At 61.8% G+C, this 19,643-nt stretch carries 20 protein-coding genes; 4 read left to right on the top strand and 16 right to left on the bottom strand.

The genetic code is table 11. From position 1 onward, the window contains the following. Positions 1-1,539 (top strand): DNA mismatch repair protein MutS (mutS, locus tag Q8Q83_RS19390; protein ID WP_305625764.1); only part of this gene is annotated, 1,539 nt, incomplete at its 5' end. Between the two features lie 138 nt (positions 1,540-1,677). Then, positions 1,678-2,001, top strand: a complete 324-nt coding sequence (gene fdxA / locus Q8Q83_RS19385; protein WP_305625763.1) for a ferredoxin FdxA — start codon at positions 1,678-1,680, stop codon at positions 1,999-2,001. Between the two features lie 440 nt (positions 2,002-2,441). Here the strand turns inward: fdxA and rpoS are convergent, their stop codons facing one another. The 8 genes from rpoS to Q8Q83_RS19345 all read right to left on the bottom strand — a co-directional run bounded on the left by rpoS (position 2,442) and on the right by Q8Q83_RS19345 (position 9,688). After that, positions 2,442-3,449, bottom strand: a complete 1,008-nt coding sequence (gene rpoS / locus Q8Q83_RS19380; protein WP_305625762.1) for an RNA polymerase sigma factor RpoS — start codon at positions 3,447-3,449, stop codon at positions 2,442-2,444. Between the two features lie 103 nt (positions 3,450-3,552). Then, complete coding sequence (locus tag Q8Q83_RS19375) at positions 3,553-4,419, bottom strand: peptidoglycan DD-metalloendopeptidase family protein (protein ID WP_305625761.1); 867 nt, start codon at positions 4,417-4,419, stop codon at positions 3,553-3,555. A 177-nt stretch (positions 4,420-4,596) separates the two neighbouring features. Further along, positions 4,597-5,232: a protein-L-isoaspartate(D-aspartate) O-methyltransferase gene (locus Q8Q83_RS19370; protein ID WP_305625765.1), complete on the bottom strand. Its 636-nt coding sequence runs from the start codon at positions 5,230-5,232 to the stop codon at positions 4,597-4,599. A gap of 41 nt (positions 5,233-5,273) precedes the next feature. Next, complete coding sequence (gene surE / locus Q8Q83_RS19365) at positions 5,274-6,023, bottom strand: 5'/3'-nucleotidase SurE (RefSeq protein WP_305625760.1); 750 nt, start codon at positions 6,021-6,023, stop codon at positions 5,274-5,276. Next, complete coding sequence (gene truD, locus Q8Q83_RS19360) at positions 6,011-7,069, bottom strand: tRNA pseudouridine(13) synthase TruD (protein WP_305625759.1); 1,059 nt, start codon at positions 7,067-7,069, stop codon at positions 6,011-6,013. Before truD ends, surE begins: the two co-directional genes overlap by 13 nt. Next, positions 7,066-7,539 carry a 2-C-methyl-D-erythritol 2,4-cyclodiphosphate synthase gene (gene ispF / locus Q8Q83_RS19355; RefSeq protein ID WP_305625758.1) on the bottom strand — a complete coding sequence of 158 codons (474 nt, stop codon included), beginning with the start codon at positions 7,537-7,539 and terminating at the stop codon, positions 7,066-7,068. Before ispF ends, truD begins: the two co-directional genes overlap by 4 nt. 107 nt (positions 7,540-7,646) lie before the next feature. Next, positions 7,647-8,510 (bottom strand): S-formylglutathione hydrolase, encoded by an 864-nt coding sequence (gene fghA / locus Q8Q83_RS19350; RefSeq protein WP_305625757.1) that lies wholly within the window; start codon positions 8,508-8,510, stop codon positions 7,647-7,649. 65 nt (positions 8,511-8,575) lie between these two features. Further along, positions 8,576-9,688, bottom strand: a complete 1,113-nt coding sequence (locus Q8Q83_RS19345; RefSeq protein WP_305625756.1) for an S-(hydroxymethyl)glutathione dehydrogenase/class III alcohol dehydrogenase — start codon at positions 9,686-9,688, stop codon at positions 8,576-8,578. 136 nt (positions 9,689-9,824) lie between these two features. Here Q8Q83_RS19345 and Q8Q83_RS19340 point away from each other — a divergent pair, with 136 nt between their 5' ends. After that, on the top strand, positions 9,825-10,778 hold the full coding sequence (locus Q8Q83_RS19340) for a LysR substrate-binding domain-containing protein (protein ID WP_305625755.1): 954 nt from the start codon (positions 9,825-9,827) through the stop codon (positions 10,776-10,778). Between the two features lie 49 nt (positions 10,779-10,827). Beyond that, positions 10,828-11,142 carry an HPF/RaiA family ribosome-associated protein gene (locus Q8Q83_RS19335; protein WP_305625754.1) on the top strand — a complete coding sequence of 105 codons (315 nt, stop codon included), beginning with the start codon at positions 10,828-10,830 and terminating at the stop codon, positions 11,140-11,142. A 41-nt stretch (positions 11,143-11,183) separates the two neighbouring features. On the opposite strand, the gene ispD is transcribed toward Q8Q83_RS19335, so the two are convergent. The 8 genes from ispD to Q8Q83_RS19295 form a co-directional block, all read right to left on the bottom strand. Further along, complete coding sequence (ispD, locus tag Q8Q83_RS19330) at positions 11,184-11,894, bottom strand: 2-C-methyl-D-erythritol 4-phosphate cytidylyltransferase (protein WP_305625753.1); 711 nt, start codon at positions 11,892-11,894, stop codon at positions 11,184-11,186. After that, positions 11,891-12,169, bottom strand: a complete 279-nt coding sequence (ftsB, locus tag Q8Q83_RS19325; RefSeq protein ID WP_305625752.1) for a cell division protein FtsB — start codon at positions 12,167-12,169, stop codon at positions 11,891-11,893. The genes ispD and ftsB overlap by 4 nt, the downstream gene beginning before the upstream one ends. Before the next feature lie 65 nt (positions 12,170-12,234). Further along, entirely contained in the window at positions 12,235-13,524 is a 1,290-nt protein-coding gene (gene eno, locus Q8Q83_RS19320; RefSeq protein WP_305625751.1) for a phosphopyruvate hydratase, read from the bottom strand. A gap of 145 nt (positions 13,525-13,669) precedes the next feature. Then, entirely contained in the window at positions 13,670-14,515 is an 846-nt protein-coding gene (gene kdsA / locus Q8Q83_RS19315) for a 3-deoxy-8-phosphooctulonate synthase (RefSeq protein WP_305625750.1), read from the bottom strand. A gap of 4 nt (positions 14,516-14,519) precedes the next feature. Then, positions 14,520-16,151 (bottom strand): CTP synthase, encoded by a 1,632-nt coding sequence (locus tag Q8Q83_RS19310; RefSeq protein WP_305625749.1) that lies wholly within the window; start codon positions 16,149-16,151, stop codon positions 14,520-14,522. Between the two features lie 168 nt (positions 16,152-16,319). After that, on the bottom strand, positions 16,320-17,633 hold the full coding sequence (gene tilS / locus Q8Q83_RS19305) for a tRNA lysidine(34) synthetase TilS (RefSeq protein ID WP_305625748.1): 1,314 nt from the start codon (positions 17,631-17,633) through the stop codon (positions 16,320-16,322). Continuing rightward, positions 17,634-18,584: an acetyl-CoA carboxylase carboxyltransferase subunit alpha gene (locus Q8Q83_RS19300; protein WP_305625747.1), complete on the bottom strand. Its 951-nt coding sequence runs from the start codon at positions 18,582-18,584 to the stop codon at positions 17,634-17,636. A gap of 168 nt (positions 18,585-18,752) precedes the next feature. Next, positions 18,753-19,643, bottom strand: an 891-nt coding sequence (locus Q8Q83_RS19295; protein ID WP_305625746.1) for an OB-fold nucleic acid binding domain-containing protein, incomplete at its 5' end; no start/stop codon positions are given.

Raw genomic sequence — 19,643 nt, 5'->3', positions numbered from 1 at the left:
ATCGGCGATCTGGAGCGCATCCTCGCGCGTATCGGTTTGCGCAATGCGCGGCCGCGGGATCTGGCGCGCCTGCGCGATGCCCTGGCCGCCCTGCCCGAACTGCAAATGGCCATGGCCACCCTGGATTCGCCACACCTGGCTAGCCTGGCCAATACGGTCAGCACCTACCCGGAGCTGGCCGAGCTGCTGGCCCGCGCCATCAACGACAACCCGCCGGCGGTGATCCGCGACGGCGGCGTGCTCAAGACCGGCTACGACGCCGAGCTGGACGAGCTGCAATCGCTCAGCGAAAACGCCGGCCAGTACCTGATGGATCTGGAAACCCGGGAGAAAGCCCGCACCGGCCTGGCCAACCTCAAGGTCGGCTACAACCGGGTACACGGCTACTTTATCGAGCTGCCGAGCAAGCAGGCCGAATCGGCCCCGGCCGACTATATCCGCCGGCAAACGCTGAAAGGCGCCGAGCGTTTTATCACCCCCGAACTCAAGGAGTTCGAGGACAAGGCGCTGTCGGCCAAGAGCCGCGCCCTGGCCCGCGAGAAGATGCTCTATGAGGAGCTATTGGAGCGCCTGATCAGCCATCTGGGCCCGCTGCAGGACAGTGCCGCAGCCCTGGCCGAGCTGGATGTGCTGAGCAACCTGGGCGAACGCGCGCTGAACCTCGACCTCAATCGCCCGCGCTTCGTCGATGAGCCCTGCATGCGCATCGAGCAGGGTCGTCACCCGGTGGTCGAGCAGGTGCTGACCACCCCCTTCGTGGCCAACGACCTGAGCCTGGACGATGACAGGCGCATGCTGATCATCACCGGGCCGAACATGGGTGGTAAATCCACCTATATGCGCCAGACCGCGCTGATCGTGCTGCTGGCGCATATCGGCAGCTTCGTGCCGGCGGCCAGCTGCGAGCTGTCGCTGGTCGACCGCATCTTCACCCGTATCGGCTCCAGCGACGACCTGGCCGGCGGCCGTTCGACCTTTATGGTGGAGATGAGCGAGACCGCCAATATCCTGCACAACGCCACGGAGCGCAGCCTGGTGCTGATGGATGAAGTCGGTCGCGGCACCAGCACCTTCGACGGCCTGTCGCTGGCCTGGGCGGCAGCTGAGCAACTGGCCAAGCTGCGCGCCTACACCCTGTTCGCGACGCACTATTTCGAACTGACCGTGCTGCCGGAAAGCCAACCGATAGTGGCCAACGTGCACCTCAATGCCACCGAGCACAACGAACGTATCGTGTTTTTGCACCATGTACTGCCCGGCCCGGCCAGCCAGAGCTATGGTTTAGCAGTAGCACAACTGGCTGGCGTGCCCAACGACGTCATCCTGCGTGCTCGCGAGCACCTGGCGCGCCTGGAAACCACCAGCCTGCCTCATGAACTGCCGCCTGCTCAGCCCGGACAAGCGGCCGCGCCTATGCAAAGCGATATGTTCGCCAGCCTGCCGCACCCACTGCTGGAGGAATTGCAGAAGATCAATCCGGATGATCTGACTCCGCGCAAGGCGCTGGAACTGTTATATACATGGAAAACACGCTTCTAACGCTGATGCGCGCAAACTGTTAGAATCGCGCGCATTTTTATGACTGCCCGGTTTACAGCCTGAGCCGTGGCCATTACCCCCAGCCTGCTAAAGCCCACATAGAATGGGGCGGGCTGGCGCCCGAGGAGAGAATCAGACATGACCTTCGTCGTTACCGACAACTGCATCAAATGCAAATACACCGACTGCGTGGAAGTCTGTCCGGTGGACTGCTTCTACGAAGGCCCGAACTTCCTGGTGATCCACCCGGACGAGTGCATCGACTGCGCACTCTGCGAGCCCGAGTGCCCGGCCCAGGCGATCTTCTCCGAAGACGAAGTGCCAGAAGATCAACAGGAATTTATCGAGCTCAACGCCGATCTGGCGGAAATCTGGCCAAATATCACCGAGAAGAAAGAAGGCCTGGCTGACGCCGAAGAATGGGATGGCGTAAAAGACAAGCTGCAACACCTCGAGCGCTAAGCGTCACTGCAGTAGCCGCCCAGTAAAAACCCGCCTTGCGCGGGTTTTTACTTTTCTGCGGGCAAAAAAAGGGGCGGTATTACCCGCCCACTCTTTTGTCCCTAGTCCATCTATTTCCCAACTCATCATCCTGATGAATCGCATCTTGCGAGGTTCCTGACCGCCTCCCTGACAGCCTGTGCTTGTCCCTAAGCACAGTTGCAATACTAGTCCTTTCCGCGACCATCTCAAGCCAGGTAAAAGCTCTGAAAGCATCTAGAGCAAAGCCAAACAAAAAACTAAATCCTTATAGATCAATAAGATAAAAATATACGCAAGACTATCAAGCGTTTATCTGGCCAATCTTTCCGCCGATTGCTTACACAGGCTGTAAGCAATGACCTACAGGAGCACTCACAAAAAACCCGGCCTAAGCCGGGTTGAGTGTGGCAACGCAGTGCCTATTGGAACAGCGAGTCACTGGACAGGCCATTCTTCTCAAGAATTTCCCGCAACCGCTTGAGCGCTTCGACCTGAATCTGCCGCACCCGCTCACGGGTCAGACCGATTTCCTGGCCTACTTCTTCCAGGGTGCAGCTCTCGTGACCACGCAGGCCAAAACGGCGGATAACCACTTCCCGTTGCTTATCGGTCAGCTCGGACAACCACTGGTCGATACTTTGCGAGAGGTCATCATCTTGCAGCAGTTCGCATGGATCCGTGGGGCGCTCATCGGTCAGGGTATCGAGCAGGGTCTTGTCCGAGTCCTGGCCCAGGGATACATCCACCGAAGACACACGCTCATTCAAGCCAAGCATGCGCTTGACCTCACCCACAGGTTTTTCCAGCAGGTTGGCGATCTCTTCGGCTGAAGGCTCGTGGTCGAGCTTCTGGGTCAATTCGCGAGCGGCACGCAGGTAAACGTTGAGCTCTTTGACCACATGAATAGGTAAACGAATGGTCCGGGTCTGATTCATGATCGCCCGTTCGATGGTCTGGCGTATCCACCAGGTGGCATAGGTCGAAAAGCGGAAGCCGCGCTCGGGGTCGAACTTCTCTACCGCGCGGATCAAGCCGAGGTTGCCCTCTTCGATCAGATCCAGCAGCGACAAGCCACGATTGACGTAGCGGCGCGCAATTTTCACCACCAGGCGCAGGTTGCTTTCGATCATGCGCTTACGCCCAGCCGGATCGCCCTTCTGCGCTAAGCGCGCGAAGAACACTTCTTCTTCAGGAGTAAGTAGGGGGGAAAAGCCGATTTCGTTGAGGTATAGCTGAGTAGCGTCGAGCGCGCGGGTGTAATCGATGTACTTATGTTGCTTGCTGGTCGTGGAGGTTTTTGCCTTGCCACGGGCAAGCGGCGCTTGCGCCTCATCATTAGAATCATCGTCAAGGACGATAGCAGGCTCCATCAGGAGCACTTCATCATCGACGTCAAACTCCGGCGCTTCTTTTTTATTGAGAGCCATTTTTGTTATTCCTTGCTGAGTTCGACAGCAAGCTCTGACGCTACCAAATCCCTGGCTGCACCCGAGCCTGTCCCTCCCACGCGGTGGACAGGCTAGCGCAAGATCAACGACGCGGCAGGTATTGCAGCGGATCTACAGGTTTACCTTGGCGGCGAATCTCAAAGTGAAGCTTCACCCGGTCGGTTCCTGTGGAACCCATCTCGGCAATTGTCTGCCCGGCTTTGACCCGTTGCCCCTCCTGCACCAACAACCTGCGGTTATGTCCGTAGGCGCTTACGTAGGTATCGCTATGCTTGATGATCACTAATTCGCCGTAGCCCCGTAAACCACTCCCGGCGTAGACCACTGATCCATCAGACGCAGCAGAAACAGGCTGGCCCAATTCCCCGGCGATATCAATTCCTTTATTCAAACTGCCGTTTGAGGAAAAACGCCCGATCACCGCACCGTTAGACGGCCAAGCCCAACCAGATGCAGAGCGCTGTAGCGGCTGGGTTGCAGCAGTACTCGGCACCGCCTTGATCGGCATCACTGGCGTGGGCTGAGTGCGCACCGGAAGGGGTGGAGTAACGGCTGCTGGCCGGCTGATCGGCGTCGGACGAGTCGCCACAGGAGTTGGCGCAACCCTAGATGAAGCCGTTGTCGGCTGACCATCGAAGCGAATCACCTGGCCCACCCGGATCAGGTAAGGCGGGGCTATGCCGTTGCGCGCAGCCAGGGCTTTCCAGTCCCAGCCGAAGCGAAAGGCTATGGAATAGAGGGTGTCGCCGCGCTGCACCTTATATTGCCCGCTAGTCATGGGTTGCCGTTGGGAAACCTGGGCCGCGCCACGGTTATTGCCGTCGACCACCTGCACACCGCCCGGGGGCGGGCTGGCACAAGCACTGAGTAGCGCGCCAAGGACCAGACCACTCAGCAGGCTGCGAGCACTGCTGGAGCGAATCCGCAATTGAATGGCTGTAAAACTCACCCACTTCTCCCTTACCTGCTACTGGCTGCCAATGACTGGCGCATAGTGTGATGCAATTATTCGGTACGGCCAGAGCGACTGCGGATCTTGCCCACTGACCTCGGTACAGCGCCCTGGCCCTGCCGTTGGCGTAAGCCGGAAATACTTGTTTATGGAGCCATCCGGCCAATCAAGAAATCAGGCCAGGGGCCCGTTGAGCAAGGGCACAAAACGCACGGCATCCAGCACATGGCGGGAGAAGCCCTGCTCTTCGCGCACGATCAGCAGCAATTCCTGGACATCGCCGCTGCCGACCGGGATCACCAAGCGTCCGCCGGGCGCCAACTGATCCAGCAGCGCCTGCGGCACAGTGGCCGCCGCAGCTGTGACTATGATGCCGTTGTAAGGTGCGAGGGCCGCCCAGCCTTCCCAGCCATCACCCCAACGAAACACCACATTGCGCAGGTTCAGCTGGGTCAGGCGTTCCTTGGCCTTGTCCTGCAACCCCTGGATACGCTCGACGGTAAAGACCCGCTCGACCAGTTGGGCGAGGATCGCGGTTTGGTAGCCCGAGCCGGTGCCGACCTCCAGTACCTTGTCCAGGGGACCGGCGGCCAGCAGCAACTCGCTCATGCGCGCGACCATATAGGGCTGCGAGATGGTCTGGTTGTTGCCGATCGGCAGTGCGGTGTCTTCATAGGCGCGGTGCGCCAGGGCCTCATCGACAAACAGATGACGCGGCGTGCGGCGGATGGTTTCCAGCACATGTGCGTTGGACAGCCCCTCTTCATACAGGCGCTGAATCAGGCGTTCGCGGGTACGCTGCGAGGTCATGCCGATACCACGATGCTGCAATTGGTCCTGCTCTCGCCTCATCAGAGCAGGCCCTCCAACCAAGGTTGCAAGCTACTGAGGCCGTCCCGAAAGGTGTGATCCAGTTGCAGCGGCGTGACCGATACATAGCCTTGCATCACCGCATGGAAATCCGTGCCGGGCCCGCCGTCTTCGGCATCACCCGCCACCGAGATCCAATAGCCCTCTTTGCCGCGCGGATTGACCACCTTGACCGGCGCCGCGGCGCGGGCGCGATGACCCAGGCGGGTCAGCTGGATGCCACGGATATGCTCCAGCGGCAGGTTGGGGATATTCACGTTGAGCACGGTACGCGGCGGCAGATCGAGTTGCTCGTGGGCCTCGACCAGCTTGCGGGCGAAATAGGCGGCAGTCGGCAGGTTATCCGGCAGGCGTGATAGCAGCGAGAAGGCAAAGGCCGGCCGCTTCAGAAAGCGCCCTTCCAAGGCCGCGGCCACAGTGCCGGAATAGAGCACGTCATCACCCAGGTTGGCGCCCAGGTTGATGCCCGACACCACCAGATCGGCCACATGCTCCAGCAACCCATTCAAGCCCAGATGCACGCAGTCGGTAGGCGTGCCGTTGAGGCTGATAAAACCATTGGGCAAGGTGCAGGGGTGCAACGGACGGTCGAGGGTCAGCGAACTGCTGGCCCCGCTCTTGTCCTGATCGGGTGCGATGACCGTGCACTCGGCGTAGTCGGCCAGCGCAGCATGCAGGGCGGCCAGGCCGGGTGCGGCCACGCCGTCATCATTGGAAATCAGAATACGCATGGGTTGTCCGTCTGCCCTGCCGGCAACAGATCGACGAGCTCACGCACCAAAACAGTGGCGAAGCATCCGGCCGGCAGGACGAATTCCAGTTGCAGAATGTCAGACTCGGGATAATGCCACGTCAAACCGCCAATGGGGAGGCGCAGGATGCGCCGTTCGTGCGTCATGCCCGCTTCTGCCAACCAATCGACCAAGGCGCGCTCCTGTTCGCCCACCTGCTGTTCCAGGGCCTGGGCCACGCCAGCAGCCGCAGACTCACCCGCCCCCCACAGAGGCCCGGTGGGATGCAGGTCGAGAATGGCCAGACGCGGGTCGCTGCACTCGGCCTCTCCCGCCTGGAAAAAACTGCGGCTGTCGGTAAAGGCCAGCAGATCGCCGAGCAGCGCCTGGTTCCAGTTACCCGCCGCGACCCGCTCGGCCAGCACGCGGTTGAACAGATAACTGCGCGCCGCCGAGAGCACCCGCGAACGCACATTGCGCTTCTCGGGCAGGCTCTTGCCCTCGGCACAATGCCGGGCATGGGCCAGATTGCCGCCCTCGAAGCCAAAGCGCTGCAGTCCGTAATAATTGGGCACGCCTTGGCCGGCAATCTGCGTCAGGCGCTGCTCCAGAGCCTCGCGGTCGACTGCCAGCTGGGTCAGGCGCAGGGTAAAGCCGTTGGCGGCATGGGCGCCGCGCTGCAACTTACGCGAATGGCGCACCTGCTTGAGGATGGCCAGGCTGGCGTCTTCGGCGGCGCTCAGATCGGGATTGGCCTTGCCCGGCAGGTGCAGGCTGAACCACTGACGGGTCAGCGCCTGGCGGTCCTTGAGCCCGGCATAGCTGATCAGGCGCAGCGGCACACCGGCGGCGCGGGCGATACGCTTGGCGGCCTCTTCGGTATTCAGCTCGCGCTTTTCCACCCACAGCCAGAGGTGTTCGCCCTCGCCGGCCAGGGGAATATCCAGCACCTCATCGACCTGGAAGTCCTCTGCCACCGCCTTGAGCAGCGCGGTACCGCAGGCTTCGCCATGGGCCTTGGGGCCGAGCAGTTCGAGCTCGTTCATCGGCTCACCAATAACGCGACGGCATGCACGGCTATGCCTTCTTCACGGCCGGTAAAGCCGAGTTTCTCGGTGGTGGTGGCCTTGACGTTGACCTGATCCAACTCGACCTGCAGGTCGGCGGCGATCAATTCGCGCATGCGTTCGATATGCGGAGCCATCTTCGGCGCCTGGGCGACTATGGTGGCGTCGACATTGCCGACCCCCCAGCCCTTGGCCGCAATCAGCCCGACCACATGGCGCAGCAGCACACGGCTGTCGGCGCCCTTGTAGGTCGGGTCGGTATCGGGAAAGTGCCGACCTATATCGCCCAGCGCAGCCGCGCCGAGCAGGGCATCGGCCAAGGCATGCAGCAGCACATCGCCGTCGGAATGGGCCAGCAGGCCGAACTTATGGGGAATCTGCACGCCGCCCAGGGTAATAAAAGCGCCCTCGGTAAAACGGTGCACATCGTAGCCATGGCCAATACGCATAAGAACAACGCCCTGAAAAAGTCAGGGCGTGATTCTAACTGAAAGCTGCGAGCTGCAAGCGTGGCGCTCTCCGAGATATCGCCAGGCTTTTTGTTCTTGCTTGCAGCTTATAGCTTGCAGCTTGAAGCTGCCGCCAAGGCGGCAGCGTGATGGCGCAGATGGTCATCGATAAAGCTGGCGATAAAGTAGTAGCTATGGTCGTAGCCCGGCTGCAGACGCAGAGTCAGCGGATGCCCTGCCGCTTGTGCGGCTTTCTCCAGCGCCTGGGGCTTGAGCTGGCTTTCGAGGAAATCATCACGATCACCCTGATCCACCAGCATCGGCAGTTTTTCCCTGGCCTCGGCGAGCAAGGCGCAGGCATCCCATTCGCGCCAACGCGAGCGCTCATCTCCCAGGTAGCGGGAGAAGGCTTTCTCGCCCCAGGGGCAGTTTATCGGGTTGCTGATAGGGGCGAAGGCCGACAGCGATTGATAGCGTCCAGGGTTGCGCAAGGCGCAGATCAGCGCACCGTGCCCGCCCATGGAGTGGCCACTGATGCCGCGCTTCTCCGAGACCGGAAAATTCGCCTCGATCAAGGCCGGCAGCTCCTGCACCACGTAGTCGTACATGCGGTAATTGCGCGCCCAGGGCTCCTGGGTGGCGTTGATATAGAAGCCGGCGCCCAGGCCGAAGTCCCAGGCCTTATCCGGGTCGTCCGGCACATCCGCACCGCGCGGGCTGGTGTCCGGCGCCACCAGGATCAGCCCGAGCTCGGCCGCCAGCCGCTGCGCGCCGGCCTTCTGCATAAAGTTTTCGTCGCTGCAGGTCAGGCCGCTCAGCCAGTACAGCACCGGCAACTTCGCGCCCTGCTCGGCCTGGGGCGGCAGGTAGACGGCAAAGACCATATCGCAGCCCAACACAGCCGAACGATGGCGATAGCGCTTATGCCAACCGCCAAAATTCTTCTGACAGGACAGATTTTCCAAGGTCATGGGACCTCCTAAACGCAGGCGTTTGGGCAGAAAGCCGGAAGGCTTTCCACCGCGCGCCGCTCGTATCAGAAATGGATAACGGTGCGAATGCTCTTGCCTTCATGCATCAGATCGAAGGCCTGGTTGATATCGTCCAGCGGCATATTGTGGGTGATAAAAGTATCCAGGGGGATTTCGCCCTTCTGCGCCTTTTCCACGTAGCTCGGCAGTTCGGTGCGGCCCTTGACCCCGCCGAACGCCGAACCGCGCCAAACGCGCCCGGTGACCAGCTGGAACGGGCGGGTGCTGATTTCCTGGCCGGCACCGGCCACGCCGATAATCACCGACTCGCCCCAGCCCTTGTGGCAGCACTCCAGCGCCGCCCGCATCAGCTGCACATTGCCGACGCATTCGAAGCTGTAGTCGACGCCGCCATCAGTCATCTCGATGATCACGTCCTGAATCGGCTTGTCATGGTCTTTCGGGTTAACGAAATCGGTGGCGCCCAGCTCTTTGGCCACCTCGAACTTGGCCGGGTTGATATCGATGGCGATGATGCGCGAGGCCTTGGCCATGGTCGCGCCTATGATAGCCGCCAGGCCGATGCCGCCCAGGCCGAAGATCGCCACGGTGGCGCCCTCCTCGACCTTGGCGGTATTCAGCACCGCACCAATCCCGGTGGTCACGCCACAGCCGAGCAGGCAGACCTTCTCCAGCGGCGCCTCCTTGGGGATCTTGGCCAGGGAGATTTCCGGCAGCACTGTGTACTCGGAGAAGGTCGAGCAACCCATATAGTGGTAGACCGGCTGGCCCTGGTAGGAGAAGCGCGAGGTGCCATCGGGCATCAGGCCCTTGCCCTGGGTGGCGCGCACTGCCTGGCACAGGTTGGTCTTGCCCGAGGTGCAGAATTTGCAGGTGCGGCATTCGGCGGTGTAGAGCGGGATCACATGATCGCCCACCGCCAGGGAGGTCACGCCCTCGCCTATCGCCTCGACTATGCCGCCGCCCTCATGGCCCAAGATGCAGGGAAATACGCCTTCGGAGTCCGCGCCGGACAGGGTGTAGGCATCGGTGTGGCAGACGCCGGTGGCGACTATGCGTACCAGCACTTCGCCAGCCTTGGGCGGCGCCACGTCGACTTCAACGATCTGCAGCGGTTGATTAGGGGCAAAGGCTACGGCTGCACGGGACTTGATCATGATCGCTCTCCAGCGGATTCAACGGTGGCGCGGAGTGTAGATCAGTGCCAGGGCGCAGATAATCGAGCAAAATACAAAACATTATTGCCATACAGGGATAATCCTCTTATCCCTTCAGCCCGTGCAGGAACACCCTATGAATCGCTGGGAAGGTCTGGATGAATTTGTCGCCGTCGCCGAGTGCGGCCAGTTCACCGCCGCGGCCGAGCGCCTGGGCCTGTCGTCCTCGCAGGTCAGCCGGCAGATCGCCCGCCTGGAAGAGCGCCTGCAGACTCGCCTGTTCTACCGCAGCACCCGCCGTGTGACCCTGACCGAAGCCGGGCAGACTTTTCTGCAGCATTGCCAGCGCTTGCAGGATGCCCGCGAAGAAGCCCTGCGCGCGGTCGGCGATCTGGGCAGCGAACCCAAGGGCCTACTGCGCATGACCTGCGCGGTGGCCTACGGCGAACGCTTTATCGTGCCCCTGGTCACCGACTTTATGAGCCGCCATCCACAGCTGCGCGTCGATATAGAGCTGAGCAACCGCACCCTGGATCTACTGCATGAGGGGTTCGACCTGGCCATCCGCCTGGGCCGCCTGCAGGACTCGCGCCTGGTGGCCACACGCCTGGCGCCGCGGCAGATGTACCTGTGCGCGGCGCCGGACTATCTGCAGCATTACGGCCGCCCCCACAGCCTGTCGGAACTCGGCCGGCACAACTGCCTGGTCGGCAGTTCGGAGGTGTGGAACTTCCAGCTCGATGGGCGCGAATCGGCCCAGCGGGTGCAGGGCAACTGGCGCTGCAACAGTGGCCAGGCGGTGCTGGACGCCGCCTTGCGCGGCCTTGGGTTGTGCCAGTTGCCGGACTACTATGTATTAGAGCATCTACGCAGCGGAGCCTTGGTATCCCTGCTGGAAAGCCATCAGCCACCCAATACGGCGGTGTGGGCGCTCTATCCGCAACAACGTCACCTGTCGCCCAAGGTTCGCCAGTTGGTCGATTTTCTTAAGCAGGGTCTGGCGCAACGCAGCGAATACCGCTCGCAACTACCTGTCACAGCCACAGGGGGAACCTCATCAGCCAACGACGCGTCCGACGAGCAGGGTTAACCAACCCCTTAATCCGGCTCACCCTCAGTCAGAAAAAGAGGATACCGCTATGCAAGTACTGGTACGCAGTGACCACCATATCGAAGCTTCACTCGACTTTATGACCACTATTGGCAAGCGTGTAGAGGAAAAGATCAAACGCTTCGAGGATCACCTGACCCGCGTCGAGGTCCACCTCAGCGATGAGCACGCCCACAAAGGCGGCACGCTGGACAAACGTTGCCTGATCGAAGCGCGCTCGAAAGGGCGCGAGCCGGTGTTGGTGTCGCATAACGCCGACCACCTGGAAAAGGCCATAGAGGGCGCCATCAGCAAACTGAGCACGGTATTGGAACGCGATCTCAGCAAGATCCGCACCCACTGACGCGCCACGCTTAGCCGCCCGGCGAACTCATTGCCGGGCGGCTAGCTGTTCGCCTGCCACAATCGGCGCAAGCTGAGCAGATCTTCGGGGCGGGTCACCTTCAGGTTATCCCCACGACCCTCGATCAAACGGGGCGCCTGCCCCGCCCACTCCAGGGCCGAGGCCTCATCGGTAATTGCCACTCCGGCCAGCAAGGCATCCGCCAGGGCCCGCTGCAACTCGGCCAGGCGAAACATCTGCGGGGTATAGGCCTGCCAGATCGGCGCACGATCGACTGTTGCCAGCACCCGCCCATCGGCCCCGGCGCGCTTGAGAGTGTCGCGCGCCGGCACCGCCAGCAGACCGCCGACGGGATCGTCCGCCAGTTCCGCGAGCAACAGATCCAGGTCCGAACGGGCCAGATTGGGCCGCGCCGCATCATGCACCAGCACCCAGTCGCGCTCCTGGGCGCCCAGTTCACTCAGGCGCAGCAAGCCATTGAGTACCGAGTCGGCCCGCTCACGGCCGCCCTCGGCGCGTCGAATGCGTGGATCACGGGCGCAGGCCAGGTTCGGCCAGTAGGGATCATCTGCGGCCAGGCTGACCACCACCCCAAGCAGCTGCGGGTGACCGAGAAAACAGGCCAGGCTGTGTTCGATAATGGTTCTGCCGGCCAACTCCAAGTATTGCTTGGGACGGTCGGCAGCCATGCGACTGCCCACCCCGGCAGCCGGAATCAGGGCCCAGAAATTGGGCAAGGGACTGGCGTTCATTCCGCCAACTGATAGAGGGTTTCGCCCTCTTTGAGCATGCCCAACTCCTGACGGGCGCGCTCTTCGACGGTTTCCATACCGCTTTTCAGCTCCAGCACTTCCGCTTCGAGGATGCGGTTACGCTCTTGCAGTTGCTCGTTCTCGCCGCGCTGATCGGCAATTTGCTGCTTCAACTGGGTCGCCTGAGCCAGGCTGCCCTCGCCCACCCACAGGCGATATTGCAGGCCAGCCAGCAGCAGGATCAGCACAACGAACAACCAATTAGGACTACGCATGACAGAAGGAGCATCCGGACGAAAGAGGGGCGGCTCGCGCCGCCCCTCTTTTACCATGCCTGAGCTCAACCACGGAACTCGGCGCGGCCACGATAAGCAGCCTTACCGGCCAACTGCTCTTCGATACGCAGCAGCTGGTTGTACTTGGATACGCGGTCGGAGCGGCACAGCGAACCGGTCTTGATCTGGCCGGCGGCGGTACCCACGGCGAGATCCGCGATGGTGCTGTCTTCGGTTTCACCGGAGCGGTGCGAGATCACCGCGGTGTAGCCGGCGGCCTTGGCCATCTGGATGGCTTCCAGGGTTTCGGTCAGGGTACCGATCTGGTTGAACTTGATCAGGATCGAGTTGCCGATCGATTCGTCGATGCCGCGCTTGAGGATCTTGGTGTTGGTCACAAACAGATCGTCGCCGACCAGCTGTACCTTCTTGCCGATCTTGTCGGTCAGCACTTTCCAGCCAGCCCAGTCGGACTCGTCCATGCCGTCTTCGATGGAGATGATCGGGTAACGCTCGGCCAGACCGGCCAGGTAATCGGCGAAACCGGCGGCGTCGAAGACCTTGCCTTCGCCGGCCAGGTCGTATTTACCGTCCTTGAAGAACTCGCTGGAGGCGCAGTCCAGAGCCAGGGTGACGTCCTCGCCCAGCTTGTAGCCGGCATTGGCCACGGCTTCGGCGATAGCGGCCAGCGCGTCTTCGTTGGAGGCCAGGTTCGGCGCGAAACCACCTTCGTCACCCACCGAGGTGCTCAGGCCACGGGCCTTCAGCACGGCTTTCAGGTGATGGAAGATTTCGGTGCCCATGCGCAGCGCATCGGAGAAGGTCTTGGCGCCAACCGGCTGCACCATAAATTCCTGGATATCGACGTTGTTATCGGCGTGCTCGCCACCGTTGATGATGTTCATCATCGGCACCGGCATGGAGTAGACGCCCGGGGTGCCGTTGAGGTCGGCGATGTGCGCGTACAGCGGCACACCCTTAGCCTGGGCGGCGGCCTTGGCGGCGGCCAGGGACACGGCGAGGATGGCGTTGGCGCCCAGGGAGGCTTTGTTCTCGGTGCCGTCGAGGGCGATCATCGCCAGGTCCAGCGCCTTCTGGTCGATGGCGTCCTTACCCAACAGCAGATCGCGGATCGGGCCATTGATATTGGCCACAGCCTTGAGCACGCCCTTGCCCATATAACGGCTCTTGTCGCCATCACGCAATTCCAGCGCTTCGCGCGAACCAGTGGACGCACCGGACGGCGCACAGGCGCTGCCGATGATGCCGCTGTCGAGAATCACATCGGCTTCCACTGTCGGGTTACCACGGGAATCGAGAACCTCACGGCCTTTGATGTCGACGATCTTTGCCATTGCGTGTAGCACTCCAAAAAGTTGACGAAAAGGGTAGCGCCGGGCTGAATACCCATTGCGCGCCGGCGAGTGTTCCAGCGCACAACATGTACCGACTACAGAGTCAGATTGTATACAAAAGGCACTTTACCGGAGAATTGCCGTTTCAGGCAGTCTCAATCGGCACAAAACTCTTGATCAAATCATCCAGTTGCTTGAGCTGGATGAGGAACGGCTCCAGCTTGTCCAGGCGCAGGGCGCAAGGGCCGTCGCACTTGGCGTTGTCCGGGTCCGGATGGGCCTCGAGGAACAAGCCAGCCAGGCCCTGGCTCATACCGGCCTTGGCCAGGTCGGTGACCTGGGCGCGGCGTCCACCGGCGGAGTCGGCACGCCCGCCTGGCATCTGCAGTGCATGGGTAACGTCGAAGAACACCGGATAGTTCATCTGCTTCATGATGCCGAAGCCGAGCATGTCCACCACCAGGTTGTTGTAACCGAAGGAGGAACCGCGCTCGCAGAGGATCAGCTGATCGTTGCCGGCCTCTTCACACTTGGCCAGGATATGTTTCATCTCCTGGGGCGCGAGGAACTGGGCTTTCTTGATATTGATCACCGCGCCGGTCTTGGCCATGGCCACCACCAGGTCGGTCTGCCGCGAGAGGAAGGCCGGCAGCTGGATGATGTCGCACACTTCGGCCACCGCGGCGGCCTGATACGGCTCATGCACGTCGGTAATCACCGGCACGCCGAAGGTCTTCTTCACTTCTTCGAAGACCTTCATGCCCTCTTCCAGGCCCGGGCCGCGGAAGGAGGTCACGGACGAGCGGTTGGCCTTGTCGAAGCTGGCCTTGAATACATAGGGGATACCAAGCTTCTCGGTCACCCGTACATATTCTTCGCAAGCTCGCATGGCCAGGTCGCGGGACTCGATCACGTTGATCCCGCCGAACAGCACGAACGGCTTGTCGTTGGCGATCTCGATGCCGCCAACCTTGATGATCTTCTGCGTCATGTCCTTATGCCTTCTTCGCTTGCTGCACTAGCGCTGCGTTGACGAAACCACTGAACAGCGGATGACCGTCACGGGGCGTGGAGGTGAATTCAGGGTGGAACTGGCAAGCGACGAACCACGGATGATCCGGCGCCTCTACCACTTCGACCAGGGCACCGTCGGCGGAGCGACCGGTCACTTTCAGGCCCGCCTCGAGCAACTGCGGCAGCAGATTGTTATTCACTTCGTAGCGATGGCGATGACGCTCGACTATCACGTCCTTGCTGTAGCAATTGTGCACATTCGAGCCGCTCAGCAGTTGGCAGTCCTGGGCGCCCAGACGCATGGTGCCGCCCAGATCGGAGGCATCGCTACGCTGTTCGGTAACGCCGGTGGCGTCCTGCCATTCGGTGATCAGACCGACCACTGGATGCTTGCTGCTGGTATCGAATTCGGTGGAATTGGCATCGGTCCAGCCCAGCACATTGCGGGCGAACTCGATAACCGCTACCTGCATGCCGAGGCAGATGCCCAGGTAGGGGATCTTGTTCTCACGGGCGTACTGCACGGTCTTGATCTTGCCTTCCACGCCACGCAAGCCGAAGCCGCCGGGCACCAGAATGGCGTCGACGCCTTCCAGCAGGGCGGTGCCTTGGTTCTCGATATCTTCGGAATCGATATAGCGCAGGTTGACCTTGGTGCGGTTCTGGATGCCGGCGTGGCTCATCGCTTCGATCAGCGACTTGTAGGCGTCAAGCAGCTCCATGTACTTGCCAACCATGGCGATATTGACTTCTTTTTCCGGGTTGAGCTTGGCATCCACCACCCGATCCCACTCGGACAGGTCGGCCGGGCCGCATTGCAGGCCGAAACGCTCGACGACGAAATCATCCAGACCCTGGGCATGCAGCACGCCCGGGATCTTGTAGATGGTGTCGACGTCTTCCAGGGAAATCACCGCACGCTCTTCGACGTTGGTGAACAGGGCAATCTTGCGGCGCGAGGACACATCGATCGGATGGTCGGAGCGGCAGATCAGCACGTCCGGCTGCAGGCCGATGGAACGCAGTTCCTTGACCGAGTGCTGGGTCGGCTTGGTCTTGGTCTCGCCGGCGGTGGCGATATAAGGCACCAGGGTCAGGTGCATCAGCATGGCGCGCTTGGCGCCCACTTCCACCCGCAACTGGCGGATCGCCTCGAGGAAGGGCTGCGACTCGATGTCGCCGACCGTGCCACCGATCTCGACCATGGCCACGTCGGCATCGCCGGCACCCTTGATGATGCGGCGCTTGATCTCGTCGGTGATGTGCGGGATGACCTGAATGGTCGCGCCCAGGTAATCACCCCGGCGCTCGCGGCGCAGCACGTCTTCGTAGACGCGACCGGTGGTGAAGTTGTTGTTCTGGGTCATGGTGGTGCGGATAAACCGCTCATAGTGGCCCAGGTCGAGGTCGGTCTCGGCGCCGTCGTGGGTGACGAACACCTCACCGTGCTGGAACGGGCTCATGGTGCCCGGATCGACGTTGATATAGGGATCCAGCTTGAGCATGGTGACCTTCAGGCCCCGCGCCTCCAGGATAGCCGCCAATGAAGCCGAGGCGATGCCTTTCCCCAATGAAGAAACAACACCACCCGTGACGAATATGTAGCGCGTCATGAAAAACCCTAGAAGTCTGCGTTTAAGCGGTCAGTGCCGCCGGGGAAAGCGAAGGAAGGCCGAAGCCACCAATCACGGCCATGCCACAATTGGCTAGCCCTGCCGATTCCCTGGGAAGTCGACAAAAGCTCTAGTAAGACGGGAGCGTAGTCTACCGGAAAGGGCTTATCAGCTCAAACCTTGATCATGGGTCGGCGGCTGCCAAAGCAATTGCCACTGTTCATCGCTCGGCCGATCCAAACCCGGCAGATTGGCCACCGCCATAAGCTGGCCGTTATGCAGCAAAAGCGGTAAACGGTCACGCACAAAAGTGGGCAGTCGTCGCTCGTTGAGCAAACGCTTTAAATCCCGCCGCCCGCGCCCCGGCACCAGCATCTGTTCGCCGCCCTGACGATAAGCCAGACGCCAGTCGCCGACGGGCAACTGCCCTTCGATGCGCACCTGGCCATTGCCAGGCAGGGCAATGGCCTGACCACTCTGCACCGCCAGATCCAGCGGCGGCGCTACAGCCAACCAATGGCCCGTCAGCCAACATAAAGTCTGATCGCTACGCCGCAGCTCACCCGCGGCCAAACGCCACACCGGCGCCGCATCGATAGCCGCATCGCGCAGCGCCCGCCAGCCCGCCCAGTGCTCGCTATCGGGCATAGCCGTGCGGCTACGCAGCCAATAGCGCAGGGCATTGCGCTGGCGGGGTTCGCTCAGCTCGCGCAACGCCGGCAACGCCAGACTCGGCAGCTGCAGCCAGGCGTAGTCCACAGGCGCTTGCGCCTGGAGCACATCCTGCTGCGCCAGCTCATCGAGCAATAGCGCCGCCTCAGTCAAATGCTCGGCGCTGCGCGCCATATTGGCCGCGGCCTGCGGCCAGCGACTAGCCAGCGCAGGCAACACCTGTCGGCGCAGGTAATTACGGGAGAAGCGCTCATCGGCATTCGAGGGGTCTTCCACCCAGCTCAGCTGATGAGCCGTGGCGTAGGCCTGCAATTCGGCACGCGAGCACTGCAATAGCGGCCTGAGCAGATGACCCGCGCCCAGCGGTCGACTGAACGGCATGGCCGCCAAGCCCTGCACCCCGGCCCCGCGCAGCAAACGAAACAACAGGGTTTCGGCCTGATCGTCGCGATGCTGCCCCGTCAGCAGCACCTCCCCAGGCGCCAGTGCGGCGCTGAATGCCGCATAGCGAGCATCGCGGGCCGCTCGTTCGAGACTGGCACCCGGCAGCACCTGAACCTGCTCGACCCGCAGCGGCACCTTCAGCGCCGCGCACAATTGCGCACAGTGCGCCGGCCAGGCATCGGCCGCAGCCTGCAAGCCGTGATGGATATGGATGGCGGAGAGTGGCGGCAATGCCTCGCGTTGCGTGAGGCTGGCCAGTACATGCAGGAGTACCGTGGAATCCAGACCACCGGACAAGGCGATATGCCAAGCCGGCGCATTACGCCAAGGAGCCAGAGACTCCAGCACCCTGGCGCGCAGGCTCATTTAGGCGATGCCGTAGCTCATCAAACGCTCATAACGACGCGCCAACAGCTCGGCCGTATCGAAGGCCTTGAGTTTTTTCAGCTGCACCAGCAGGGCCTGGCGCACCGCCTCGGCGGCGCCGGCCGGATCGCTATGGGCGCCACCGAGCGGCTCGCTGATCACCTGATCGACTATGCCCAGGCCTTTCAGGCGCTCAGCGGTAATACCCATGGCTTCTGCGGCATCCGGGGCCTTTTCGGCGGTTTTCCACAGGATGGAGGCGCAACCCTCAGGCGAGATCACCGAATAGGTGGAGTACTGCAGCATATTCAACTGGTCGCACACGCCGATCGCCAGGGCGCCGCCGGAACCACCTTCACCTATCACGGTGGCGATGATCGGGGTCTTCAGACGCGCCATCACCCGCAGGTTCCAGGCAATGGCTTCGCTCTGCCCACGCTCTTCGGCATCGATACCCGGATAGGCGCCAGGCGTGTCGATAAAGGTCAGGATCGGCATCTTGAAGCGCTCGGCCATCTCCATCAGGCGACAGGCCTTGCGGTAGCCCTCGGGGCGCGGCATGCCGAAGTTGCGGCGAACCTTCTCGCGCACTTCGCGGCCCTTCTGGTGGCCGATCACCATTACCGCCTCGCCATCCAGACGGGCGACGCCGCCGACGATGGCCGGGTCATCGGAGAAATGCCGATCGCCATGCAGCTCGTCGAACTCGGTGAAGATGTGTTGCAGGTAATCCAGGGTGTAAGGCCGGCGCGGGTGGCGGGCCAACTTGGCGATTTGCCAGCTGCTCAGGTTGCCGAAGATGCTTTCGGTCAGAGTGCTGCTCTTGTCCTGCAGGCGGGCGATTTCATCGCTGATATTCAGCGAGTTATCGCTACCGACCAGGCGAAGCTCTTCGATCTTGGCTTGCAGGTCGGCGATCGGCTGTTCGAAATCGAGGAAATTCGGGTTCATAGTCATCCGTCTTGCGTCGACGGCCAAGTGGCCGGGGAGCTGTATCCGTTTCGCGCCCTACCTTATAGCAGCAGGCGCATTCAGGTCGACACCCGGTTCTGCACGAACCTATTCAATGCAGAACCTAACTAGTGTCACGACTGAGCCACGGGGCCTGAGCCCCGCAAATCAGCGGTAGTGCAGAAAGACGTTGTCTCGCCCGAACTGGTCACGCAATGTCTGAATCAGACTGTCCGCCGGCTCGATGCGCCAGCCCTCGCCAAACTGCAACTGCGCCTTGGCATCCGCACCGCTGTAGTCGACCGTGATAGGGCAAGCCCCGCGATGGCGGCCGCACAGCTCGGCCAGCCAGCGCAGACGATCGCCCTGCAAAGCCGTACTGGCGACCTTCAGGCGCAGGCTATCGGCCAGACCGGTGCGCGCCTCTTCCAGGCTCATCACCCGCTTGGCGCGCAGACGCAGGCCACCGGAGAAGTCGTCGTTGCTCACCTCGCCTTCCACCACCACCAGGGCATCGGTCTGCAGCAAGGCTTGCGCGCTGTTGAAGGCCTCGGCGAACAAGGACGCCTCAATGCGCCCGGAGCGGTCATCCAGGGTGATAAAGCCCATCTTGTCACCCTTCTTGTTCTTCATCACCCGCAGGTTGACCACCAGGCCGGCGACCGTCTGGGTGTCGCGCGCCGGCTTGAGGTCGATGATGCGCTGGCGGGCAAAACGGCGCACTTCGCCCTCGTACTCATCGATCGGGTGACCGGTCAGGTACAGGCCCAGGGTTTCCTTCTCACCCTTGAGGCGCTCCTTAAGCGATAGTTCCTTGGCCTTGTCATGGTTGACATAGACATCCGCCTCGGCATCGGCGAACACCCCGCCGAACAGGTCCATATGCCCGCTGTCGTGGCTGCGCGCGGTCTGCTCGGCGGCCTGCACCGCCTCCTCCATGGCGGCCAGCAACACCGCGCGATTGCGGTCGATATTGGCCTTGTAGGCCTTCAGCTCTTCATGGAAGTGCGGCCCCAGACGATCCAGGGAGCCGCTACGAATCAAGGCGTCCAGGGTGCG

It is taken from the genome of Pseudomonas sp. (assembly GCF_030696055.1).
Classification (GTDB): domain Bacteria; phylum Pseudomonadota; class Gammaproteobacteria; order Pseudomonadales; family Pseudomonadaceae; genus Aquipseudomonas.
This window is presented reverse-complemented; position numbering and strand designations above follow the sequence as displayed.